This is a genomic window from Stenotrophomonas sp. 86156_Sma (genome assembly GCF_056481625.1).
In genome coordinates this window covers 4,618,327-4,640,205 of the sequence record NZ_CM151157.1, presented here as the reverse complement: position 1 = coordinate 4,640,205, position 21,879 = coordinate 4,618,327, and the positions used below count along the sequence as shown (strand labels likewise).

The window sequence follows — 21,879 nt, the reverse complement described above, 5'->3', positions numbered from 1 at the left end:
GGTCAAATGCGGTAGGCGATGGTCTTCATGACCTTGGAAGCCAGCGCCATCGCGCCCGGGATCGGGAACGGCAGGCGGCGTGCGCCGGCCTGCTCGGCGTGGTCCGCATGGCGGGCCTCGTCTTCCTTCATCACGGCGATGACCGCGCGGCTGCGCAGGTCACCGGCCGGCAGGTCGACCAGGTGCTCGTCCAGATGGGCTTCCACCTGGCGCTCGGTCTCGACCACGAAGCCCAGGTTCCAGCCGTCGCCGCGCAGCCCGGCCAGAGTGCCGATGGTGTAGCTGCCGGCGTACCAGAGCGGGTTGAACAGGCTCGGACGGCTGTCCAGTTCGCCCAAGCGGGTGGCGCACCAGGCCAGGTGGTCGGTTTCTTCCTGGGCCGCTTCCAGCAGGTGTTCACGCGTGGCCGGGTCGCGGGCCACGGCCGCCTGGCCGAAGTAAAGGCCCTGTGCGCAGACCTCGCCGACGTGGTTGATCCGCATCAGGCCGGCCGCGTGGCGGCGTTCGGTGCTGTCCATGCCCGGCTCGTCGGTGTCCGCAGCCGGATAGGGGCGGGCCGCCGGCGGGTTGCCGAACACCGTGTCCAGGGCGCGCTGCGCCTCGGTCAGCAGGTGGTCCAGCGGGGTGATCTGGCGGAGCACGGTCATGGCGGTACACGGTGGGGCGGAAGACCCCGCGATTCTCGCCCGACCCCGTCCCCCTGCCAACCCGGTCAAGGGCCGGCTTGCAACGGGGGGCTGACCTGCGTACAATCCCGCCTCTTACGCTTCACCTTTTCACAACGCGTGGCAGAGTTCCGGCGAGCCTTTCGCCGCAATGAGCCCGACCTAACCTAGAGTTCTTCATGAGCACTTTCACTGCCAAGAACGAGACCGTCCAGCGCGACTGGTACCTCGTCGACGCCGAGGGCAAGACCCTGGGCCGTCTCGCCACCGAGCTGGCCCGCCGTCTGCGTGGCAAGCACAAGCCGGTCTACACCCCGCACGTTGATACCGGCGACTACCTGGTCGTCATCAATGCAGAAAAGATTGCCGTCACCGGCAAGAAGCTGCAGGACAAGATGTATCACCGTTTCACCGGTTACATCGGCAACCTGAAGACCGAATCCCTGGCCCAGGCGCTGGAGCGCCACCCGGAGCGCGTGATCGAGATCGCCGTGAAGGGCATGCTGCCGAAGGGCCCGCTGGGTCGCCAGATGTACCGCAAGCTCAAGGTCTACGCCGGCACTGAGCATCCGCACGCCGCACAGCAGCCGCAGGTTCTGGATATCTAATCATGGCTATCACTCAAAACTACGGCACTGGCCGCCGCAAGTCCTCCACCGCTCGCGTGTTCCTGCGCAAGGGTTCGGGCAACATCACCGTCAATGGCCGTCCGCTGGACGAGTTCTTCGGTCGTGAGACCGCGCGCATGATCGTGCGCCAGCCGCTCGAGCTGACCAAGAACACCGAAAGCTTCGACATCCTGGTCACCGCCGCTGGCGGCGGCACCACCGGCCAGGCCGGTGCGATCCGTCTGGGCATCGCCCGTGCTCTGGTCGAGTACGACGAAACCCTGAAGTCCGAGCTGCGCAAGGCTGGCTTCATGACCCGTGACGCCCGTGAAGTCGAGCGTAAGAAGGTCGGTCTGCACAAGGCCCGCCGCGCCACCCAGTTCTCCAAGCGCTGATTTACCGCGCCTGGTTGGGCTCCTTCGGGGGCCCGCTGGTTGGACAAGCAAAAGCCCGGCTTCGGCCGGGCTTTTGTCGTTCTGGGGAGCGCATTTCGAGGTTGCCGGCCAGCGGCCGGCACTACCCGTGGTCCGCATGCCTGACTCCGGTCTCTGTCTGGAGAAGAGCCCCCTTGTTGTTCAAGGGGGTGCGCCGACAGGCGCGGGGATAAGGTGGGATGCGTGACCAAACAAAAAAAGAAAAAAGCCTGATCTTTCGATCAGGCTTTTTTCTTTTTTGTTTGGCTGCCCCGGATGGATTCGAACCACCGAATGCCTGAGTCAGAGTCAGGTGCCTTACCGCTTGGCGACGGGGCAAAACGTGCAACTATTTTCTCACTTTTCACGCTGAAAAACAACTTGATTTTCAGTGTGGTGGCTATGGGTGGACTCGAACCACCGACCCCAGCATTATGAGTGCTGTGCTCTAACCGGCTGAGCTACATAGCCTTGGTGAGCCCGCTATTCTGCGGATGTGTATCGCCCCTGTCAACACTTTTGTATCGCGCTTGTGGGCCGACAGGCGGCATGGGATAGTCCCGACCAGTAGATTTTTTAGGAGTCCGCATCGTGATCGATCCGGACGGCTATCGACCGAACGTCGGCATTGTGCTGATGCGGCAGGACGGCCAGGTGTTCTGGGCACGACGTGTGCGCCGGGACGGCTGGCAGTTCCCGCAGGGTGGCATGAATACCGACGAGACGCCTGTCGAGGCCATGTATCGTGAACTGCAGGAAGAGACCGGCCTGCTGCCTGAGCACGTGGAAGTGCTCGGGGCAACGCCCGGCTGGCTGCGCTACAAGCTGCCGGCGCGGGCCATCCGCCGCAACGAGCGGCAGGTCTGCATCGGCCAGAAGCAGGTCTGGTTCCTGCTGCGCCTGACCGGCGACGAGTCCCACGTGAAGCTGGACCACACCGACTCACCCGAGTTTGACCACTGGCGCTGGGTGGACTTCTGGTACCCGGTGGAGCACGTGGTGATGTTCAAGCGTGGCGTCTATGCGCGCGCCTTGCGACATCTGGCGCCGTTGGCGCGCGGGGTGGCCGGGCAGGGCGTGACCGCCATGCCCAAGAGCGCTGCGGAGGCCTGGATGCCGGGCCATACCGCCGGGCATGACCGCCCACGCAAGCGCCCACGGACCCGCGGCTACTGGCCGAAGAAGGCCACCGGCGATGGTCCGGCCACGTGACCGGCTGAACCGTATCGAGAATGGTTCAGGTCTCTGATTGACAACCATTCTCGTTTCCATTGGAATAGCCAACAGGCCACTCTTGGCCTGTCAGCCCGGTTCACGCCTGTGTACGTCTGCATCTGCAACGGAGTCACCGACCACCAGATCCGCGAAGCCGCCAGCCATGGCGTCAGCACGGTGGCCGAACTGACCATGCGTACCGGTTGTGGTGCCACCTGCGGTTCCTGCCTGGACATGGCCGGCGATCTGCTGGCCAAGGCGCGTGCCACCCACGATCTGCCGCTGCCGGTCCTCGGTCTGGCCCAGGTCGCCTGATCGTCTCTTTCGCGGCGCGTTGACGCCGCGCTTTCGCATCCTTCACGTGCGGCCGCACAGGCCAATGCGCACGATTCGCGTTCCTTCACGGCCGCGCGCAAGGCGTTAAAGTGCCTGCGTTTTCAGCGTGCAGGAGCACCCCCATGAAGGGCGACACCAAGGTCATCGAATTCCTCAACAAGGTCCTCTACAACGAGCTGACCGCGATCAACCAGTACTTCCTGCACGCCAAGATGCTGAAGAACTGGGGCATCAAGGAGCTGGCCGAACACGAGTACAAGGAATCGATCGACGAGATGAAGCATGCCGACATGCTTGCCGACCGCATCCTGTTCCTCGAAGGCCTGCCGAATTTCCAGGCGCTGGGCAAGCTGCGCATCGGCGAGAACCCGACCGAGATCCTGCAGTGCGACCTGTCGCTGGAGCGCGACGGCGTGGTGACCCTGCGCGAGGCCGTGGCCTACTCCGATTCGGTAGGCGACTACGTCAGCCGCCAGCTGTTCGTGAAGATCCTCGACTCGGAAGAAGAACACATCGACTGGCTGGAAACCCAGCTCGACCTGATCGAGCGTATCGGCGAGCCGAAGTACCTGCTCAGCAAGCTGGAAGAGTGACTAGCGTCGAGCTTGCTCGACTGTGATCAGCATGGCGATGGTCGAGCAAGCTCGATGCTACCGATGCTGTGCAAGGTAGCCCGTCAGTGCCACGCGCGCCCGGGCGAATTCGGCAACCAGCAGCGCCACCGCCACCGCGGGGCGCTGCAGGCTGCCACTACGGGCTTCGTGCTCGATCCGCTGCGCGATTGCCGACAGCGACAACGCCCCCACGTTCGCACTCGATGATTTAAGGCTGTGGGCGATTGCCTGCAGTCGCGGCTCGTCGCTGCTCTGCGCGGCCTGCTGCAGCTGCTGCACCATCGCCGGCGCATCCTCCAGGAACACCGAGACGATCTGGAGGGCGGTATCGCCGATCACCGCCTGCAGTTCGTCCAGCACATCACGGTCCAGCACCGGTTGCGTCACCGCTTGGCTTTTCGTCTCTTGTAGAGCCGGGCCATGCTCGGCTGGCGGGATTCCACTGGCCCCGGATGCTTCGCCGTCGAGCAAGCTCGACGCTACGACATCGCGTGATCGCTGCCCCCAGCGCCTCAACAGCGCATGCAAGGTGGCGCGTGCGATCGGCTTGGACAGGTAGTCGTCCATGCCGGCCTGCAGGCAGCGTTCGCGGTCACCAGCCATGGCGTTGGCCGTCATCGCGATGATCGGCAACCGCGAGCGCCCGGTTTCCGTTTCTTCCGCACGCCAGCGGCGCGTGGCGGCGTAGCCGTCCAGCACCGGCATCTGGCAATCCATCAGCACCACGTCCACGCCGCCCTCGCGCAGGGCGGCCAGTGCCTGCTCGCCGTCGGCGGCGTTGCGCACCTCGCACTGGAACACGCGCAGCAGATGCTCGGCCACCATCCGGTTGACCGTGTTGTCTTCCACCAGCAGCACGCGCAGGTGCAGTGGCGGCAGCGTCGGTGTTGGCAAGCCGTCTTCGGCATTGGCCAGCAGGGCGGCAGGGCGGGCAGGCGCGGCAGGCGCCGCTAGTAGTGCATGCAGGGCTGCATCATCGAAATGCGGGAGCAGCTGGCGTTGGCGCGGGCGTTGTGCAGGCGTGTCTTCCTGCAGCCACAGCACCTGCAGTGCATCATCGTCGCCGCGCTCGGCCAGCGCCTGCTGCAGCGTGACCTCGCCGTTGCGGCGGGTGCGGGAATCGACAATCAGCCATGCCGGTGCTGGTTGTCCAGGCCGCGCGGGAGCGCGCAGGCGCTCGACCACGGCATCCAGCTGTGCCAGCACCTGCACCTGCAGCCCATGGTGGGCGGCGATGCGCTCGATGCGTGCCTGCAGCGTTGCATCGGCGCTGAACAACAGTAGCGCTGCGGGGGCGCGCGCCATCGCAGGCAGGTCGCCGGGTACTTTCAGCAGCGGGATCTCGAACCAGAACGTTGCGCCCTGGCCGGGCGTGGACTGCACGCCGATCTGCCCGTGCATCAGGTCGATGATGCGCTTGCAGATGGCCAGGCCCAGGCCGGTGCCACCGTAGATGCGCGTGGTCGAGGCATCGGCCTGGCTGAAGGACTGGAACAGGCGTGCCTGCAGTGCCTCATCGATGCCGATGCCGGTGTCGATGATCTCGAAGCGCAGCTGGTGCTGGGCCGCACCTTCGCCCAGGCGCTGCACGCGCAGCTGCACCTGGCCGCGGGCGGTGAACTTGATGGCATTGGCCAGCAGGTTGCTCAGCACCTGGCGCAGGCGTACCGGGTCGCCGCGCACCGGCAGGCGCACCGATGGGTCAAGCTGCAGGGTCAGGGACAGGCCCTTGGCATCGGCGGCGCGTTGCATCAGCTGCACCACGCCATCGAGCAGGTCGCGCAGGTTGAAGCTGGTGATCTCCAGTTCCAGCGCCTGCGCTTCCAGCCGGGAGTAGTCGAGGATGTCGTCGACGATGCGCAGCAGCTGCTGTGAACTGGCCGAAGCGGTGGCCAGCATCTGCCGCTGGTCTTCACCCAGCGGCCCGCGCGCGATCAGCTCCAGCATCGGCAGGATGCCGTTGAGCGGCGTGCGGATCTCGTGGCTCATCGTGGCCAGGAACTCGCCCTTGGCCAGCACGGCCGCTTCGGCGGCCTGCTTGGCCTGCAGCAGCTGCTGTTCCAGCTGGCCCTGGCGTTCGGTGGTGCGGCGCAGCTGGTCGCGCTCGCTGGCCAGCGCGCTGTGCTCGCGCTGCAGCTGGGCCAGTGCCCGGTTGCGCGCGCGCAGGCGCAGGCCCAACAGCAGCAGTGCGACGGCCGCAGCAAGGGCAACCAGCAGCACGCCCCACAGCGGCACCTCAGAGCACCGCGTTGTGGAAGTCGAAGTTCAGGTCACTGCCGGCCGACTGCACCATGTTGCCCTGGATGTAATCGACGCCGCCGACCCACATCGCTGCCGCGGCCTGCGGGTCCTCGATCTGCTGGCCGATGATCTGCAGCCCGGCGGCATGCGCCTGTTCGATCGCCTTGCGCAGTTCCTCGCGCGTGGCCGGGTTGGAATGGCTGCTGGAGAAACGCGCGGCCATGCGCACGAACGACAGCGGCAGCTGGGTCAGCAGTGCATCGGCTTCGCCACTGGGTTCGAACTGGCTCAGGCAGAAGCGCACGCCGGCGCCGGCCATGCGCTGGCAGAACTGCTGCAGCGGCACGGTGTGGATCAGCGCGTCGGGCAGGCGCACGTCGATCACCAATGCACTGCCGGGCAGGTCACGCTGCTGCAGCGATTCCAGCAGCCAGTCGCCAAAGGCATCGCGCTGCAGGGTGCGCAGCGACTGCGAAACGAACAGGTTCAGCGGTTGCGTTGCGTGCCTGTACAGGTCCAGCAGGCCCAGCGCATGGTCCATCACCTGCTGGTCGAGGTCGGCGATGCGGCCTGCCGCTTCGGCGGCGGGAATCACCTGGCCGGCCGCCAGCACCGTGCCGTCGGCCTGGCGCAGGCGCAGCAGCAGCTGGTACTGCGCGGTGTTGCCACCGGCGACGGCGACGATCGGCTGATAGGCCAGCTCCAGCTGGCCCTCCAGCAGTGCCAGGTGTTCCTGTTCGGTGACGGCCTGGCGATGCACATGGCCTGCCACGCCGGCGCTGAGCAGGCGTGCCTGCAGGGTGGTGCGCTCGACCGCTTCCAGTGCAGCGTTGGCATCGTCGAAGCCCGGCGACAGCGGCGCGTAACCCACCACGCCGCGCAGATGCACCGATTCATCATCGCGGATCACGAAGGCGCGCGCCGAGAGCTGCTCACGCAGGGTCGCGGCGATGCTTTCCAGGCTGTCTTCATCGGTATTGCGGGCCAGCAGCAGGAAGCTGTTGTCGTTCAGGCGTGCCAGCAGGTGCGGATGGCCGGCCTCGGCCAGGCGCTGCCCGGCCTGCACCATCAGGCGCTCGAAGGCGGCGTAGCCATAGCGTTCGCGCAGGCCCAGCGCGCTGGCCACTTCAATGAAGAACACGCCGCCCCGGTCGCGATGGGTGAGGGTGGCGTTGAGTTGCTGCAGCACGTGGTGACGTGTCGGCAGGCCGGTTTCCGGATTGCTGGTGGCCGGTGCGCCGGTAGCACCAGGCAGGGTCGCTGCCTGCGCACGTGCGCGGCGGATGCGGTTGGCCACGGCGGCGATCAGGTGCCGGGGGCGGATCGGCTTGCTCAGATAATCGTCGGCGCCGCTGTCGAGCACCTCGAACTGGCGTTCCGGGTCCGGATCGCCGCTCAGGAACACGATCGGCAGCAACTGCAGGCCAGGCTGCTGGCGGATCAGCGCGGTCAGGCGCATGCCGTCCAGGCCGGGCAGGTGCAGGTCCATCAGGATCAGGTCGGGCCGATGCTCCTTGATCGCCTGCAGCGCGCCGTCGGCATCGCTGTGCACGATCGCCTGCATGCCGGCGCCATGCAGCACGCTCTGTGCGAACAGGGCCTGCGCGCGGTCGTCCTCGACGATCAGCACGCGGTAGGGCGAATCGGAGGGCGGCGGCGCCTGGTCGTTGTTGCCAGCCTCGGCCAGCACGGCCGGGGCCGGCAACGGCGGCGGTGCGCTGCCGATCGATGCGGGTGCGTCGGAGGCGGCCAGCGGCGGAACCGCGGCCGGCGCTGCGGCGACGGCGCTCGCCGGTTCAGCGGTCCAGCGTTGCCAATGATCGGCCGGAGGGGTTTCAGCGCGTCCCGGGCGGGCGCCCGCGGGGGATTCGTTTGCGGCCATCGGTGCTCCTGGTGTTCGCGTCCATTATGCGACAAGCCCGGCGATCAACCGGTACCGGGCTGGCGTGGACTGTCGGGCGACGCACTGCGTGCCAGCCAGCGCACGCCCTTCCACAGGGCGCGCCAGACCAGCCACACCAGCAGCGCGCCGGCCAGGCTGCAGGCCAGCACCACGATCAGCGCGATCCACGGGTGTGCCAGGGCCAGGGCCAGGCCACCGACCACCACGGTGTCCTCGGCGGCGGAGGCCACCCAGTTGCTGGCAGGCTCGGGCGATGTATTGAGCAGGGCGCGGGTGCCGGCCTTCAGACCATGGCTGGCCAGCGCGACACCGGCACCGGCAGCAAGTGCGCCGGTGCCCAGCTGCCCATCCGGCGACAGCGTGGCTGCGGCAAGGAAGGCACCTGCGGGTACGCGTGCCAGGGTCTGCACCAGATCCCACGCCGAGTCGACGCCGGGAATCTTGTCGGCAAAGAATTCGGTCACCGCCAGCGCTGCCGAGGTGCCCAGCACCCACCACGATTCCGTGGCCTGCAGGGCCGGCGGCAGGTCGACCCAGCCGAGCAGGCCGGCCAGGCCGACACCGAACACGGTGAGGTAGACGCGGATGCCGGCCAGCCAGGCCAGCAGGATGCCGATCACGAACAGGTGGGCTTCGGTCATGGCGATGCTCCGGCGACGGAACTGTGCAGGGGACCACACTATCGACGATGGCATGCCTGAACGCCACAGACGGTGGCTCGCCACTGCGCAGGAAACCCACCCGTCCTGTCATACACTAGCCCGTCGTTTGCCACAGGGGCCGTAACGGTGTCGCCCTCGCGATGCCCCGGAATCCACCCATGACCAACCGTCCTCCCATGCGCGTGCAGGTTCGCCTGCCCGGCGCGCCGCAACCGCCGGCCGACCGTCGCCGCCTGCTGGTGATCGGCGGCATCTGGCTGCTCAGCCTGGTGCTGGCCGTGCTGGGTGGCTGCTGGATGGCCACGCCGCGCGATGCACAGGGCCAGCGCCTGCAGGCCGCCGAGAAGCGCGCCGAGACGTTGCAGGCGCAGCTGACCGAACTGCGCCAGAAGCAGGCCACGCTGGAAGCCTCCGACCGCATCAGCCGCGCCGCCAACACCGAGGTGCAGTCCTCGCTGGCCGAACGCGATGAGGAAATCGCCGGCCTGCGTGCCGACGTTGCCTTCTATGAGCGCCTGGTGGGTTCGACCAGCCAGCGCAAGGGCCTGAACACCCATTCGATCGAGTTCAGCCCGGAAGCGGCCGGCACCTGGCAGTACACCGCCGTGCTGACACAGAACCTCAACCGCGGCGCCATCAGCCAGGGGCAGATGCGTTTCACCGTGGAAGGCGTCAAGAACGGCAAGCTGGCCACGATCAGCTGGGATGATCTGCACCAGCGCAGCAAGGTACCGGGACAGGATTACTCGTTCCGGTACTTCCAGCAGCTCACCGGCAGCGTGATGCTGCCGGCTGACTTCACCCCGCAACGCGTGCGGGTGACATTGGGGAGTGGTACGGGGGGTACCACCCAGGTATTCGACTGGAAACAGGCCGGTGCGCCGGCCGCCAAAGGGGAGTAGGCAGATGTTCGGAAGCAGCAAATCCAACCGTGAAGGCCAGCTGGTGGTGGATGCCCTGATCGGCAACCAGGTGGTGATCCGCGGTGATGTGGAATTCAGTGGTGGCCTGTATGTGGAAGGCCGCATCCACGGCAAGGTGATCGCCGCCGAAGGCGCCAGTGGCGCGACCCTGACGGTCGCCGAGCATGGCGTGATCGAAGGTGAGATCCGTGCCCAGGTGGTGGTCATCAGTGGCCGCCTGGACGGCGACGTGCATGCCACCGAGAAGGTCGAACTGACCCCGAGCGCGCGGGTCAATGGCAACGTCCATTACCAGGTGGTGGAGATGAATGCGGGTGCCCAGCTGAACGGCCGCCTGATCCATGCCAGCGCCCCGATGGCGGCCCTGCCGGCCCCGGAAGGTGATGAGGCCAATGGCGGCAAGGGTGACACCGCCGCACGCCGCAAGCTGGCCGAGGCGATGGCTTGAAAGCCATCGTCGGCACCCCCATGCTGACACCATGAGCACGCTAGTCTCCCTGCCCGGCGCCACCCCGGTTGCCGCGCCCGATTACCAGTCGTTGGAGCGCCCGCTGAACTTCACCGAGTCGGCGGCCGCCAAGGTCAAATCCCTGATCCAGGAAGAGGGCAACCTCGACCTGGCCCTGCGCGTGTATATCGAAGGCGGTGGCTGTTCGGGCTTCCAGTACGGGTTCGAGTTCGACGAGAACCGTGCCGAGGATGACCTGGCGGTACAGACCAGCGGGGTCACCCTGCTGGTCGACCCGCTGAGCCTGCAGTACCTGATGGGCGCCGAGGTGGACTACACCGAGAGCCTGACCGGTGCCCAGTTCGTGATCCGCAACCCGAACGCCAAGACCACCTGCGGCTGCGGCAGCAGCTTCAGCATGTAAGAGGCCTGTGGCCGGAATGTGCCAACCAAGGTTGGCACCTCAGTAGATCCACGCCATGCGTGGATGCTGTGCCTGCACGCCCACACCGGCAGATTGCGCACAGCGCCGAACTTGCCACCTGCATCGATTGGCGGCACGCTTGCCGGATGCCCAATACTCCTTTGCCGCTTTCCGGTTTCGCCTTCGTTGGCGAACCGCTGGAGCGCGCCGATGCCCTGCGCGACGATGCCGATGCACTGGCGCGCCTGTGGCCGGGCGCGCGCATTCTCGTGCTCGATCAGGACGGCAGCGCCTTCACCGGCGATGACGACCAGCCGCTGGCGCTGACCGGCGCCGACATCGGCGGCGGCCCCGGTGCCGCGATCTTCCTTGGCCTGCGTGGCGAGCAGGCCTGGTTCTCGGTCGAAGCCGCCAACGTTACCGTCACGGCCCCGCGCCGCCTCGACCTGCGCCAGGCCGCACTGCTGTGGCCGATGGCCGATGCGACCGCCTTCAGTTATGCCCGCGGCATGTCCTACTGGCACTCGCGCACCCGCTTCTGCGGCGTGTGCGGCGGCGCCGTGGCGTTTGCCCGTGGTGGCTTCGTCGGCCGCTGCGGGCAGTGCGCCACCGAGCACTACCCGCGTGTCGATCCCGCCGTGATCGTCGCCGTGGAAAACCAGGGCCGGCTGCTGCTGGGCCGGCAGTCGAACTGGGCACCGCGGCGTTACTCGGTGCTGGCCGGCTTCGTCGAACCCGGCGAGACCTTCGAGCAGACCGTGGTGCGTGAAGTGCACGAGGAGAGCAAGGTACGGGTGACCGCCTGCCAGTACCTCGGTTCGCAGCCGTGGCCGTTCCCGGGCGCGCTGATGATCGGTTTCCGTGCACAGGCGCAGGATGACCTGCCGACCGTGGATGGCGAGCTGGAAGATGCGCGCTGGTTCAGTGCCGACGAGGTCGGCGCGGCACTGGCACGCGATGTGGAGGACGATGGCCAGGGCATCCGCCTGTCGCCGCCGATCTCGATTTCGCGCGGCCTGATCGAACACTGGTACCGGCAGCAGAAGGGCTGAGCGGGGCTGACGGTGGCGCCTGTATTGCCGCCACCTGAACACGGCCCGGGTTACAGTCCGGTTCACCGCTGAGGGCGCCGCTGCGACAGGTAAGGTAGCGACGCCGAGCGTTCTGTTTCGTAGGGAGACCTGCCATGTTCACCACTCTGGCCGCCGTGCTGGTGGCACTGGCCCTGGGCCATGTTGCCCCGGCCGCTGCCGCCTCGCTGCGCCGTTTCGACGGCTTCCGGCGTTGGCTGGGCTGGCTGGACGCGCGCGGTGGCAAGACCTGGCAGGGGCCGGCCGGCGTTGCCCTGGCACTGCTGCCGCCGCTGCTGCTGATGGCGCTGCTGGCGTGGTTGCTGCGTGGGGTGCTGTTCGGCCTGCCGTCGCTGCTGCTGGGCGTGGCGGTGCTGGCGTGGTGTTGGGGCCCGCGCGATCTGGACCGCGATATCGAAGCGATCATCGATGCCGATGACGCGGCGACGCGCCAGGCCGCGGTACGTAACCTGCAGGCGGCCGGTGGCAGCCTGCGCGAGGACATTCCGTCACTGGTCGAGGCAACCGTGCTCAACGCCTTGCGGCGCTGGTTCGCGGTGCTGTTCTGGTTCCTGCTGCTGGGCCCGGCCGGTGCGCTGGGTTACCGGCTGCTGGCGTTGATGGCGGAAAGCCCGATGCGCGCCCGCGTGCCGGTGGAGCCGCTGGCGCTGGCGCAGCGCCTGCTGGGCTGGATCGAGTGGCCGGTGGCGCAGCTGATGGCATTCTCGATGGCGCTGGTGGGCAACTTCGATACGGCGTGGAAGGCCTGGCGCCAGGCCCACGGCGAGCGCCTGGCCGGCAACATCGGCTTCCTGGGCGCGGTGGCGCGGGCCAGCGTCAATGCCGAGCTGCGCGAGGATGCGCACGATTACACCGAGGCGGGGCTGTTGCCGGTGTGGCAGCGGTTGCCGGACCTGCGTGATGCGATGAGCCTGGTGTGGCGGATGCTGCTGCTGTGGCTGGCGATCCTCGCCCTGCTGGTGATTGCAGGCTGGGTGACGTAGTTGCTTTGCAGGGCTTGCAGCCCTGCACCTGCAGAGGCAACAGCAACAGCAGCTCTGGATTGGTGATGGTTGGGCGGGGCGGTGTGGGGCTGCAGGACACGCCGTAAACCCGTCCTTGGGGGCTCGATGGCGCCATCCATGGCGCCAACGGTCCTGCAGCCCCACACCGCCCCACCCCCGACACATTCCCGGTGACGGTGGATGAACTGCGATTGCCGGTAGGTGTCGACCTTGGTCGACACGGTAGATCCACGCCATGCGTGGATGCAGAGCGAAGCGATCCGCTTCCGCTTCCGCTTTTGATCTTCTCTTTCTTTTCCGTGGTGGACGCACACGGAAACTGTCCGTGGCCGGGCGGGATGGGTTTGCGGGGGTGTCCGCGGCATGGATGCCGCGGCCAAGCCTCCACGGACGGATTCACGGCGTCCCCCGCAAACCCATCCCGCCCGGCCAACCCCATGATCGACAAACGCCGCCCACCACGAGGGGCTGCGCCGTTGGCTGGAAACCTAGATCGGTGCCAGTGCAGTGAACGGCGCCCACGGCAGGTTGCGCAGCAGCGCATACCCGGGCAGCACCCAGAGCCAGAACACGGGATTGGCCAGCACCCGCATCAGCGGGTCGAGCACACGCGGGCGGATGCCGGCGATGTTCAGCAGCATCAACAACAGGAACGGCAGGCTGATGACCAGCAGCGGGTTCATCGCCATCGCGCCGGGCAGGTCGAAGTGGACCAGGGAATACAGGCAGCGCGTGCTGCCACAGCCCGGGCAGTACAGGCCGGTCAGCGCGTACAGCGGGCAGCTCGGCAGGGGATTGCCGGCGACATACGGATTGACGTTGCGCAGCACCACCGTGGCACCCACGGCCAGGCCGGCGGAAACCAGCAGCGGTGCCCAGCGGGCGAGTCGGGAACGAGCGGGAAGCGCGGACATGCAACAACGGATCCGGCGCAGGCGCCGGATCCGTCCAGGCGTATCAGTAGTTGCCGTTGCTCATCGCGCCCATGCCGCCGAGCACAACGAAGAACAGCACGTACAGCACGACCAGCACGACCCAGGCGATGGCCGACCACATGGCCCACTTCTTGGCCTTGGCGGCGGAGTCCTGGGCGCCGGCGATGTCGCCGGCCGCCAGCTTGCCGTTGACCTGGGCGGCGTAGACGATCGACACGATGCCGGCCGGCAGGCAGCAGAACAGGGTGGTCAGGATCGCCCAGACCAGGTTGTTCGGGACCTGCGGAGTAGCAGTATTCATGGGTTCAAGCTCCTTGATGGGTGGTGGTGGTGAATCATTGGTCGGAAAGAGCGCCCAGTACGGCCAAGCCGCCGAACAGCCCGAACCACAACAGCAACAGGACCGGCAGGGCCACGGCCGAAGCCACCGCCCACCAGCCCGCCTTGCGCGACGCACTGTAGGCCCCCGGCAGGTCGCCGGCCGCGCGGCGGCCATCGACCTGGGAGGCGTACACGATCGACACCACGCCCAACGGCAGGCAGCAGAACAGCGTCGTCAGGATCGCCCAGACCAGATGGTTGGGGATGTAGACCGGACGGCTGAGCGGTGGTGGTTGATTCAAAGCGAGACTCCATTCCTTGGTGGCCGGCCATGATGAATCGGCCGGACCTCCCCCCTGTGGGTGCGTAATCTACCGCAACCTGCGTTGCATGTATGCGTTTACAGTCACGACATGTCGCGTACACCACTGGACGGTGACGTATGTGGGGGAGTCCGCTGGGCCCGCTTGGCGGGCCCATCTCGTCAGGCGTGATCGCCGCGCAGGGCCCGCACCTGGGCCTCCAGCACCGGTGCGCTGGTGCTGTGGCCATCCACGGCCGCTGCCGCCACCACCTCGACGGTGGCGCGGAAACGGCGCGGCACGCGCATGCGGCCCAGGCGGCTGTCGCGCCGGCTCCACATGCTCGACCACATGCCGCGCAGCGCCATCGGCACCACCGGCACCGGCCGTCGTTCGAGGATCTTCTCGACGCCGGACTTGAACGGTGCCATCGCACCATCCTTGGTCAGCGCGCCTTCCGGGAAGATGCAGACCAGCTCGCCTTCGGCCAGCGCAGCGTCGATGTCATCGAACGCGCGCTGCATCAGCGCCGGGTCTTCGCGCGCACCGGCGATCGGGATCGCCTTGGCGGTCCGGAAGATCCAGCGCATCACCGGGATGTTGAAGATCTTGTAGTACATGACGAAGCGCACCGGGCGCGGGATCGTCGCCGACAGGATCAGTGCGTCCATGTAGCTGACATGGTTGCAGACCAGCAGCGCGGCACCCTCGTCCGGCACGTTGGCCTCGATGCCGTGCGGGCGCAGGCGGTACAGGGTGCGCACCATCAGCCAGCTGAGGAAGCGCATCAGGAATTCGGGGACGATGGTGAAGATGTAGATCGCCACCAGTGCGTTGGCGATGGCCAGCGCCAGGAACTGCTGCGGAATGGTCCAGTGCAGCAGCTTGTGCGCGGCCAGCGACAGCAGGGCTGCGCCGACGATGAAACCGGAGTTCTGGATGTTCAGCGCCGCAAACACGCGCGACATCTGCGCCTTCGGCGTGCGGCTCTGGATCAGCGCGAACAGCGGCACCACGAAGATGCCGGTGAACAGGCCGATGCCGATCAGGTCGATGACGATGCGGATGCTGCCCGGCTGCTGCAGGAACGTCCCGATGGTCAGTCCGTGCACGGTCGCTTCGCCACTGCGGGCGAAATACAGGTCGAGCAGGAACGCGGTCATGCCGAACGCACCCAGCGGCACCAGGCCGATTTCCACCGTGCGTGCCGACAGCTTCTCGCACAGCAACGAGCCAACGCCGGTGCCGACCGAGAACAGGGCCAGCGCAAAGATATACAGGGTCGGCTCACCGCCGAGGTTGGTCACGGCATAGGCCGGCAGCTGCGAGGTCAGCACGGTGCCGACGAACCAGAACCAGGACACGCCCAGGATTGAATTGCGCACCGCCTTCTGCTGGCGCGCCATGCGCAGCACCGCCAGTGATTCGGGCAGCGGGTTCCAGTTGATCTTCAGGTTCGGGTCGCCGGCATCGACCTTGGGAATCAGGCGCGCGGCGATGTTGCCGCAGATCGCCAAGCCGATGATCGCGCAGGCCGCCACCACCGTACCGTGGCTGCCGGCGACGGTGAACACCAGGCCGCCGACGATCATGCCGGACAGGATCGACATCGAGGTGCCCATTTCAACCAGGCCGTTGCCACCGGTCAGCTCTTCGGGCTTGAGCACCGACGGCAGCACCGAGTACTTCACCGGGCCGAACAGGGTCGACTGCATGCCGGTGCAGAACAGGGCGACCAGCAGCACCGGCAGGCTCTGAGTGAGGAAGCCGGTGGCTGCCAGCGACATGATCACGATCTCCATGGTGGTGGTGATCACGATCAGCCGCGATTTTTCCAGTTTGTCGGCGATCTGCCCGGCCAGCGCCGAGAACAGGAAGTACGGCAGGATGAAGATGGCCGGTGCCAGCGTGGCGTACAGCCCCAGTTCTTCCTCCGGTACGGCCATGAACAGCAACATGCTGATGATCGCCTGCCGGTACACGTTGTCGTTGAACGCTCCGAGTGCCTGGACGACGAAGAACGGCAGGAAACGGCGCTGGCGCAGCAGGGCGAACTGGTTGTGACCGGACATGGAGCCTCCTTGACCGGCGCAGCCTAGCATTCCTGCCTATCCGCCGGGACCATGGCGGGATGCATCCACGCATGGCGTGGATCTACTGAAGCCCCACAACTGTGGGTGCGGACCGTTGGTCCGCACACCTTGATAGGTCTCAGACGATATCGTCGACCACGCCGCCATCCACGCGCAGCGCCGCACCCGAGGTCGCCGAGGCCTGCGGCGAGGCCAGATACACCACCATGTTGGCCACTTCCTCGACCGTGGCGGTGCGCTGGATCACCGAAGACGGCCGGTGTGCCATCACGAACTCGCGGCCGATCTGCTCCAGTGGCTTGCCGCTGCGCTGGCGTTCATCTTCGAACATCGCCGCGAAACCGTCGGACAGGGTCGGGCCGGGCAACACCGCGTTGACGGTGACGCCGCTGCCGGCCACGCGCTTGGCCAGGCCGCGCGACAGCGACAGCTGCGCGGTCTTGCTGACACCGTAGTGGATCATGTCGGCCGGAATGTTGCGTGCCGATTCGGACGAGATGAACAGGACGCGACCCCAGCTGGCATCGACCATGGCCGGCAACAGTGCCCGCGACAGGCGCACGCCGGACATCACGTTGGTCTGCCAGTAACGTTCCCAGGTCGCGTCTTCGGTCTCGAAGAAGTCCTCGGGGCCGAAAATGCCGGCGTTGTTGACCAGGATGTCGACCTTGGGCAGGCCTGCCAGCAGCGTGTCGACGCCGGCCGCATCGGAGAGGTCGGCGGCCACGCCGAGCACGTCGGCACCCGGAACGGCGTCGAGCAGGCGCTGGCGGGCGCGTTCGACGCTGTCGGTGCTGCGGCCGTTGAGAATGATCCGCGCGCCCGCGTTGGCCAGGCCCTGGGCAATCGCCAGGCCGATGCCGGCGGTGGAGGCGGTGACCAGCGCGGTACGGCCGGAGAGTTCAATCTTCATGGGGAATCCGGGGGAGCAGGGATCGCCCAGTATCCGCGCGGGAACGTGATCGGGGCGCATCGCCATACGCAACACACGGTTGCACGCGTGCAGTAGATCCACGCCATGCGTGGATGGAATGTCCGACCAGCGATGAGGGATCAGGTCAGGCTGGTCACCGCCTCATTCGCCGCCGCCCGCACCTTCGGCAGCATCCGCAGCACCAGCGCCATCTGCGTGCGGATCAGCTGCAGCTTCGGCGGCATCGCCTCGTCGATCTGTTCCAGTTCGGCGGCCACCGCGCGGTCGGCATCATTGTCCTCTTCCGCGACCGGTTGCCGAGCGCTCAGGGCCGTCGCCAGCTGCTGCAGCGCCTTGCGCACGCGCTCACCGGCAGCCAGCGCCAGCGGATCGCCGGCGTAGCTGTCCACCTGGTCGCGGTGCGCACCCAGGGCCGACAGGTGCCCGAGCAGTGTGTTGGACAGCGCCAGGAAGTGGAAGCCGGCATCCAGATTGCGGCGCACATGGCCGGGCTCACGCAGCATGTTCGACAACGCGGTGGATAGCGCGGCGTCGGCGTTGTGCATGTCGCGGCGGGCGATGCGGTAGGCCAGATCGTCACGCATGCCGCTGCGGTACTGGCCCAGTACCGAATCCAGGTAGCGCGCGGCGGTGTCCAGCACGCGCGCCAGCACAAGGTGCAGCTGGCGGCCCTGCCAGTCGGGCAGGATCAGGAACGCGGCCGCCGCCGCGATTGCACAACCCAGCAGCGTATCGACCATGCGCGGCACGATCAGCACGAAGCCGTCGCCGATCAGGTTGAAGCAGGTCAGTGCCATCACCGTAATCGCCGCCGAGGCCACCAGATAGCGGTCGGTGCGGGTGAAGAAGAACAGCAGCGCCGACAGCAGCGCGATCAGCAGCTGTACGTGCAGCTGTGGGAACAGCTGCAGCAGTGCCCAGGTCAGCACCAGGCCGGCCACGGTGCCGACGATGCGTTGTGCAAGGCGCTGGCGGGTCGCGCCGAAGTTGGGGCGGCACACGAACACGATGGTCAGCAGCACCCACGAGCCGTTCTGTGCATTGAACAAGCGGATTGCCGCGAAGCCGGCGATCAGGGCCAATGCCATGCGCAGGCCGTGGCGGAACAGGACCGAGCCGGGCGTGAGCTGCTGGCGCACGCGCACGCCCATCTCGCGCAGGGTGCGCGGGTTGCTGTCGCGCAGGCGGGTATCGACGTTGTCCAGGCTGGCCTCGGAGCGCTCCGCATCCAGCAGGCGGCGCTCGATGCTGCGCAGGTTGTGCACGAGTAGATCCAGCGAGCCAAGCAGTCGCTGCCACTGCGGCCGCTGCTGGTCGCGCAGATAGGCCAGCGCATCGGCCAGGTCGCGCCCGGCCTGCTGGTTGCTTTCGCCATACACGAACGGACGGCGCAGGCGGATCGCCTCGCCCAGCCGTGCGCAGGCCTGCCCCTGCAGGTCGAGCAGGCGCTGGCAGCGGTACAGCACATCGCTGTGGAAGAAGGCATCGACCAGCGCACCGTAGGGGTAGTGCGAGGAGCTGGCGCGCTCGTGGAAATCCTGTGCCATGTAATAGAGGCGCAGGTACAGGCCGGAGTTCACGCCGGGCCGCCCGGAACGGCCGAAGCGGGCCAGGATCGCGGTCTTGGCTTCATTCAATGCACCGACCACGCGCCGGTTCTGTTCGGCCAGGTCGAGCTGGCGACGCTGCAGGTCGGCCTCGCGCACCGGCTCGAACAGTGTTGCCTTCAACTGCAGGTAGCGGCCCAGTTCAACGTACAGTCGCGCCACGCGTTCGCGTACCGGACGGTTGGCGAACAGTGCGGTCCACAGGATCGACAGCAGGCCGTACCAGACCGCACCGGCCAGCAGGTGGCTGACCGCGTCCAGCGCGCTGTGCAGGTCGCTGGCGCCATGCTGCTCCAGCCCGATCATGGTGTAGATCGCAAGCGTTACCGTGGCCTGGGCGATGGACGCGTAGCGCTCGCCGAGCGCACCGAGCAGGGTCAGGCCGAAGGTGGACAGCGCCAGTGCGGCGATGAAGATCCATGGCCAGGGGAACAGCCAGATCACCGAAGCTGCGGCGAGGCAGAAGCACAGCAGCGACAGCGCCACGGCCTTGGTCCGGCCCCACCAGTTGTCGTCGGTCTCGGCGATGGCGCTGGCGATGATGCCGAGGAACACGCCGGGCAGGGCAGTGAGCGCGTCCAGCTGCCAGCACACGGCAAGCGCTGCGGTCAGGGCGATGAACACCCGAAGGCCATAACTGGCCTTTTCGTGGGCCCACAGGCGGCTGAGGCGGGATTCGCGGGCGGGCATGCAGGCTCGGTGGAAGGGTCTCCCACCATTATTGCGGGTGCGGGGTGAAATATGGAGTGCGGACCAACGGTCCGCACCCACCGTCCATGTGCGGGCCCGTCGTCCGCATGGACGGCGGGGACCGGCACCTTACATCTCCCAGCGCACGCTCACCGCGAACGTGCGCGGCAGGCCGGCGCCGGCGTTGGACCAGTACTTCCGGTTGGCCAGGTTCTCGACGCTGGCACGCAGGGTCACCGGATGGCCGGACGCCAGCAGGCGATAGCCGATGCCTGCATTCACCAGCGTGTAGTCAGGCAGCTTCAGGGTGTTGTCGGCGTCGTACCAGGCATCGCCGTAATAGCGCACGGCGGCATAGGTTTCCAAGCCGTCTACCCACGGCAGCTGGTAGGTGGCGTGCAGTACGCCGCTCCAGCGCGCAGCACCGGCGGTGCGGTTGCCTTCCTGTGCGGCACTGCCCGGGGACAGCTTGTCGTAGGTCGGATCCAGCCAGGTGACGCCGCCGCCGACGGTCAGTGCATCGTTGAGGTGCAGGTCAGCACTGGCTTCAATGCCTTCGTACAGCGTGATGCCGTCCTGCACCAGGCGCTTGCCGGCCGGCGTGAGCTCATCGATGTTGGCACCACGTTCCAGCCGGAACGCGGCCACGTTCGCATTCCAACGCGCCGCTTCGACCTTGGCCCCGATCTCGTACTGCTTGCTGATGGTGGGATCGAGCACGTCACCGGCGTTGATGTAGCTGTTGCCTACGCGGCTGCCCGCTTCGAGCGACTCGATGTAGCTGGCGTAGAGGGTGACCGCCTCGCTGGGCTTGAACATCACGGCGTAGGTCGGGATGACCGGGTAGGTGTGGTACCGCCCCTTGGTTTCGAAGTCGTTGTAGCGCCAGCCCGCCAGCACCGACCAGCCGCTGCCGAGGTTCACCGTATCGCTTGCGAACACCGCCTGCTGCACCGTTTCGTCGCCGCGGGTCATCACCCGCGAACCAACGGCGTCGTGGCGGATGGCATGGCGCTGGTACAGGTTGGCGCGGCCAATCAGGTTCCACTCGTAGGGGCGGTCCCACCCCAGTCCGGTCTGGTGGCTGATGCCCGCCACCACCTGATGCTGAAGGGGGCCGGTGCGGAAGCTGCCCTGCAGCATCGCCTGGGCCAGCTTCCACTCGCTCTTGCCACCCAGTTCGTAGACGTTGACGTCGTAGTCGCCGTTGAGATCGTCGATGTAGGCGAAGATCTTGTTGACGTCATTCCACGAGGTGGTGACGCCGTAACTCAGGCTGGCATTCCAGTCGCTGTTGATCTGCCAGTTCAAGCCGGTCGACAGCAGGCTGGAGCGTGTGTCGTAGTAGGTGCCGGGCACGCTGTTGTCGGTATCTCCGGCGATCGGCCGCGGCAACGAGGTCAGGCCACGGAAGTAGTACTGCGGCGATTCCTCGCGCAGGTCGCGCGACTGGAACACACCGTCGAAGGTCCAGGTGAGCGCATCACTCAGGCGCGCGTCCAGCGACAGTGCGCCCACCTTGCGATCGACGTGACCACCATTGAAGGTCTCGCCTTTTTCCTGGAAGGCGTTGAAGCGGTAGCCGAACATCTGCTCGTTGCCGAAGCGGCCGCCAACGTCGATGCCGCCGCTGACGATGCCTTGTTCGCGCCAGCCCAGTTGGGCGGAGAAGGTGGGCGTGTCCGTCGGCTTCTTGGTGATGTAATTGACGATGCCGCCGGGGGTGCCGAAGCCATACAGGAATCCGCCCGGGCCTTTCAGCAGATCGACCTGTTCCATCACTTCCAGCGGCCATTCGGTGCCCCAGGAAGAGACCTGCAGGCCATTGACCCGGTAGCTGTCGTAGTTCAGCTCCAGACCGCGGTTGCGGATGGGCGAGCTCCAACCACTGGCATAGGCGCTGACCTGGGTGCTGACCGAAGGGTCGAGCAGGAAGGCTTCGCCCAGCGAGACCACCTGGCGCTGCTCGATCTGCTCGCGGCCAACAGCGGTGATCGCGAACGGAGTGTCGCGCAGGGCGCGGTCGCCCAGTGCGCCAGCGTCGGTATGGGTGCGTTCGGCGGTGACCTTCACCGCATCCAGATCGGTGGCGTTACGGCTGACGGCCGGCGCTTCGGCATGGGCAGCGCAGGCGGCTGACAGGGCGATGGCCAGCAGGGCCAGGCGGGGAGAACGGGAAGGCAGCATCGATGGTGGTCCTCGACGGACGGCCACAGGCCATCCGCCCACGGGTGGGGGAAGGGGCAGTGGCTGGGATCACGCAGGCTGGCCGGAGATGGCAGCGGGGCGCCGCGAAGGGGCGCAGGACCATGGCTGGATGAGAATTGTTCTCTTTTCGTTACCGTGCGTCAAACCCGGAGGCATGCGGACCAACGGTCCGCACCCACCATCCGTGCCCACGGTCCGCACCCACGGTCCGTACCCACGGTCCGCACCCACGGTCCGTACCC

General features: G+C 66.9%; 21 protein-coding genes and 2 tRNA genes. 10 read left to right on the top strand and 13 right to left on the bottom strand.

From position 1 onward, the window contains the following. Positions 1 to 2 precede the first annotated feature (2 nt). Positions 3 to 647, bottom strand: coding sequence for a 2-polyprenyl-3-methyl-6-methoxy-1,4-benzoquinone monooxygenase (gene coq7 / locus ACZK33_RS21470; protein ID WP_032127169.1), 645 nt, complete (start codon positions 645 to 647; stop codon positions 3 to 5). 197 nt (positions 648 to 844) lie between these two features. Here coq7 and rplM point away from each other — a divergent pair, with 197 nt between their 5' ends. Together rplM and rpsI are read left to right on the top strand one after the other, a co-directional pair. Next, positions 845 to 1,273 (top strand): 50S ribosomal protein L13, encoded by a 429-nt coding sequence (rplM, locus tag ACZK33_RS21465; RefSeq protein ID WP_005414692.1) that lies wholly within the window; start codon positions 845 to 847, stop codon positions 1,271 to 1,273. Between the two features lie 2 nt (positions 1,274 to 1,275). After that, entirely contained in the window at positions 1,276 to 1,668 is a 393-nt protein-coding gene (rpsI, locus tag ACZK33_RS21460) for a 30S ribosomal protein S9 (protein WP_005411311.1), read from the top strand. Positions 1,669 to 1,950: 282 nt separating this feature from the next. Here rpsI and ACZK33_RS21455 read toward each other — a convergent pair. Both ACZK33_RS21455 and ACZK33_RS21450 read right to left on the bottom strand, forming a co-directional pair. Next, positions 1,951 to 2,025, bottom strand: a tRNA-Gln gene (locus tag ACZK33_RS21455). Between the two features lie 55 nt (positions 2,026 to 2,080). Further along, a tRNA-Met gene (locus ACZK33_RS21450) sits at positions 2,081 to 2,157 on the bottom strand. Between the two features lie 120 nt (positions 2,158 to 2,277). Here ACZK33_RS21450 and ACZK33_RS21445 point away from each other — a divergent pair. The 3 genes from ACZK33_RS21445 (at position 2,278) to bfr (ending at position 3,830) form a co-directional block, all read left to right on the top strand. Further along, complete coding sequence (locus ACZK33_RS21445; RefSeq protein WP_032127170.1) at positions 2,278 to 2,898, top strand: RNA pyrophosphohydrolase; 621 nt, start codon at positions 2,278 to 2,280, stop codon at positions 2,896 to 2,898. A gap of 108 nt (positions 2,899 to 3,006) precedes the next feature. Further along, a complete protein-coding gene (locus ACZK33_RS21440; protein ID WP_005411309.1) occupies positions 3,007 to 3,216 on the top strand; it encodes a (2Fe-2S)-binding protein in 210 nt (69 codons plus the stop codon). A 143-nt stretch (positions 3,217 to 3,359) separates the two neighbouring features. Continuing rightward, the gene (gene bfr, locus ACZK33_RS21435; protein ID WP_005419804.1) at positions 3,360 to 3,830 is read left to right on the top strand and encodes a bacterioferritin; all 471 of its coding nucleotides are present in this window, start codon (positions 3,360 to 3,362) and stop codon (positions 3,828 to 3,830) included. Positions 3,831 to 3,887: 57 nt separating this feature from the next. Here bfr and ACZK33_RS21430 read toward each other — a convergent pair whose 3' ends face one another. The 3 genes from ACZK33_RS21430 to ACZK33_RS21420 are packed head-to-tail and all read right to left on the bottom strand — an operon-like array spanning position 3,888 to position 8,636. Next, on the bottom strand, positions 3,888 to 6,086 hold the full coding sequence (locus tag ACZK33_RS21430; RefSeq protein ID WP_423174339.1) for an ATP-binding protein: 2,199 nt from the start codon (positions 6,084 to 6,086) through the stop codon (positions 3,888 to 3,890). Position 6,087: 1 nt separating this feature from the next. Next, entirely contained in the window at positions 6,088 to 7,974 is a 1,887-nt protein-coding gene (locus tag ACZK33_RS21425) for an EAL domain-containing protein (protein ID WP_049424052.1), read from the bottom strand. Positions 7,975 to 8,018: 44 nt separating this feature from the next. Then, positions 8,019 to 8,636, bottom strand: a complete 618-nt coding sequence (locus ACZK33_RS21420) for a DUF4126 domain-containing protein (RefSeq protein WP_049461254.1) — start codon at positions 8,634 to 8,636, stop codon at positions 8,019 to 8,021. Between the two features lie 179 nt (positions 8,637 to 8,815). On the opposite strand from ACZK33_RS21420, the gene ACZK33_RS21415 reads away from it, so the two are divergent. The 5 genes from ACZK33_RS21415 to ampE all read left to right on the top strand — a co-directional run bounded on the left by ACZK33_RS21415 (position 8,816) and on the right by ampE (position 12,526). Continuing rightward, positions 8,816 to 9,559: a DUF6776 family protein gene (locus tag ACZK33_RS21415; RefSeq protein WP_019336613.1), complete on the top strand. Its 744-nt coding sequence runs from the start codon at positions 8,816 to 8,818 to the stop codon at positions 9,557 to 9,559. Between the two features lie 4 nt (positions 9,560 to 9,563). Beyond that, positions 9,564 to 10,028: a bactofilin family protein gene (locus ACZK33_RS21410; RefSeq protein ID WP_006398829.1), complete on the top strand. Its 465-nt coding sequence runs from the start codon at positions 9,564 to 9,566 to the stop codon at positions 10,026 to 10,028. A gap of 31 nt (positions 10,029 to 10,059) precedes the next feature. Then, positions 10,060 to 10,452, top strand: coding sequence for an iron-sulfur cluster insertion protein ErpA (erpA, locus tag ACZK33_RS21405; RefSeq protein WP_012512304.1), 393 nt, complete (start codon positions 10,060 to 10,062; stop codon positions 10,450 to 10,452). A gap of 146 nt (positions 10,453 to 10,598) precedes the next feature. Next, positions 10,599 to 11,504, top strand: a complete 906-nt coding sequence (gene nudC, locus ACZK33_RS21400) for an NAD(+) diphosphatase (protein ID WP_423174340.1) — start codon at positions 10,599 to 10,601, stop codon at positions 11,502 to 11,504. Positions 11,505 to 11,638: 134 nt separating this feature from the next. Then, a complete protein-coding gene (ampE, locus tag ACZK33_RS21395) occupies positions 11,639 to 12,526 on the top strand; it encodes a regulatory signaling modulator protein AmpE (protein ID WP_423174341.1) in 888 nt (295 codons plus the stop codon). A 509-nt stretch (positions 12,527 to 13,035) separates the two neighbouring features. On the opposite strand, the gene ACZK33_RS21390 is transcribed toward ampE, so the two are convergent. The 7 genes from ACZK33_RS21390 to ACZK33_RS21360 form a co-directional block, all read right to left on the bottom strand. After that, entirely contained in the window at positions 13,036 to 13,461 is a 426-nt protein-coding gene (locus ACZK33_RS21390) for a DUF2752 domain-containing protein (RefSeq protein WP_006473646.1), read from the bottom strand. A 43-nt stretch (positions 13,462 to 13,504) separates the two neighbouring features. Next, the gene (locus ACZK33_RS21385) at positions 13,505 to 13,783 is read right to left on the bottom strand and encodes a CD225/dispanin family protein (RefSeq protein WP_032127177.1); all 279 of its coding nucleotides are present in this window, start codon (positions 13,781 to 13,783) and stop codon (positions 13,505 to 13,507) included. Between the two features lie 34 nt (positions 13,784 to 13,817). After that, entirely contained in the window at positions 13,818 to 14,105 is a 288-nt protein-coding gene (locus ACZK33_RS21380; RefSeq protein ID WP_005419784.1) for a CD225/dispanin family protein, read from the bottom strand. Positions 14,106 to 14,287: 182 nt separating this feature from the next. Further along, positions 14,288 to 16,177, bottom strand: a complete 1,890-nt coding sequence (locus ACZK33_RS21375; RefSeq protein ID WP_423174194.1) for an MFS transporter — start codon at positions 16,175 to 16,177, stop codon at positions 14,288 to 14,290. A gap of 139 nt (positions 16,178 to 16,316) precedes the next feature. Beyond that, on the bottom strand, positions 16,317 to 17,111 hold the full coding sequence (locus ACZK33_RS21370; RefSeq protein ID WP_423174193.1) for an SDR family NAD(P)-dependent oxidoreductase: 795 nt from the start codon (positions 17,109 to 17,111) through the stop codon (positions 16,317 to 16,319). 140 nt (positions 17,112 to 17,251) lie between these two features. Continuing rightward, entirely contained in the window at positions 17,252 to 19,429 is a 2,178-nt protein-coding gene (gene yccS, locus ACZK33_RS21365; RefSeq protein WP_423174192.1) for a YccS family putative transporter, read from the bottom strand. Positions 19,430 to 19,558: 129 nt separating this feature from the next. After that, positions 19,559 to 21,616 (bottom strand): TonB-dependent siderophore receptor, encoded by a 2,058-nt coding sequence (locus tag ACZK33_RS21360; RefSeq protein WP_423174191.1) that lies wholly within the window; start codon positions 21,614 to 21,616, stop codon positions 19,559 to 19,561. Between the last annotated feature and the right edge of the window lie 263 nt (positions 21,617 to 21,879).

What these genes read in the sequence shown, in the direction of transcription:
- ACZK33_RS21370 (WP_423174193.1), bottom strand. Translation starts at nt 17,111, where the DNA reads ATGAAGATTGAACTCTCCGGCCGTACCGCGCTGGTCACCGCCTCCACC.
- bfr (WP_005419804.1), top strand. Translation starts at nt 3,360, where the DNA reads ATGAAGGGCGACACCAAGGTCATCGAATTCCTCAACAAGGTCCTCTAC.
- ACZK33_RS21420 (WP_049461254.1), bottom strand. Translation starts at nt 8,636, where the DNA reads ATGACCGAAGCCCACCTGTTCGTGATCGGCATCCTGCTGGCCTGGCTG.
- ACZK33_RS21425 (WP_049424052.1), bottom strand. Translation starts at nt 7,974, where the DNA reads ATGGCCGCAAACGAATCCCCCGCGGGCGCCCGCCCGGGACGCGCTGAA.
- ACZK33_RS21415 (WP_019336613.1), top strand. Translation starts at nt 8,816, where the DNA reads ATGACCAACCGTCCTCCCATGCGCGTGCAGGTTCGCCTGCCCGGCGCG.
- ACZK33_RS21385 (WP_032127177.1), bottom strand. Translation starts at nt 13,783, where the DNA reads ATGAATACTGCTACTCCGCAGGTCCCGAACAACCTGGTCTGGGCGATC.
- ACZK33_RS21390 (WP_006473646.1), bottom strand. Translation starts at nt 13,461, where the DNA reads ATGTCCGCGCTTCCCGCTCGTTCCCGACTCGCCCGCTGGGCACCGCTG.
- ACZK33_RS21375 (WP_423174194.1), bottom strand. Translation starts at nt 16,177, where the DNA reads ATGTCCGGTCACAACCAGTTCGCCCTGCTGCGCCAGCGCCGTTTCCTG.
- rpsI (WP_005411311.1), top strand. Translation starts at nt 1,276, where the DNA reads ATGGCTATCACTCAAAACTACGGCACTGGCCGCCGCAAGTCCTCCACC.
- rplM (WP_005414692.1), top strand. Translation starts at nt 845, where the DNA reads ATGAGCACTTTCACTGCCAAGAACGAGACCGTCCAGCGCGACTGGTAC.
- ampE (WP_423174341.1), top strand. Translation starts at nt 11,639, where the DNA reads ATGTTCACCACTCTGGCCGCCGTGCTGGTGGCACTGGCCCTGGGCCAT.
- ACZK33_RS21360 (WP_423174191.1), bottom strand. Translation starts at nt 21,616, where the DNA reads ATGCTGCCTTCCCGTTCTCCCCGCCTGGCCCTGCTGGCCATCGCCCTG.
- erpA (WP_012512304.1), top strand. Translation starts at nt 10,060, where the DNA reads ATGAGCACGCTAGTCTCCCTGCCCGGCGCCACCCCGGTTGCCGCGCCC.
- coq7 (WP_032127169.1), bottom strand. Translation starts at nt 647, where the DNA reads ATGACCGTGCTCCGCCAGATCACCCCGCTGGACCACCTGCTGACCGAG.
- ACZK33_RS21410 (WP_006398829.1), top strand. Translation starts at nt 9,564, where the DNA reads ATGTTCGGAAGCAGCAAATCCAACCGTGAAGGCCAGCTGGTGGTGGAT.
- yccS (WP_423174192.1), bottom strand. Translation starts at nt 19,429, where the DNA reads ATGCCCGCCCGCGAATCCCGCCTCAGCCGCCTGTGGGCCCACGAAAAG.
- nudC (WP_423174340.1), top strand. Translation starts at nt 10,599, where the DNA reads ATGCCCAATACTCCTTTGCCGCTTTCCGGTTTCGCCTTCGTTGGCGAA.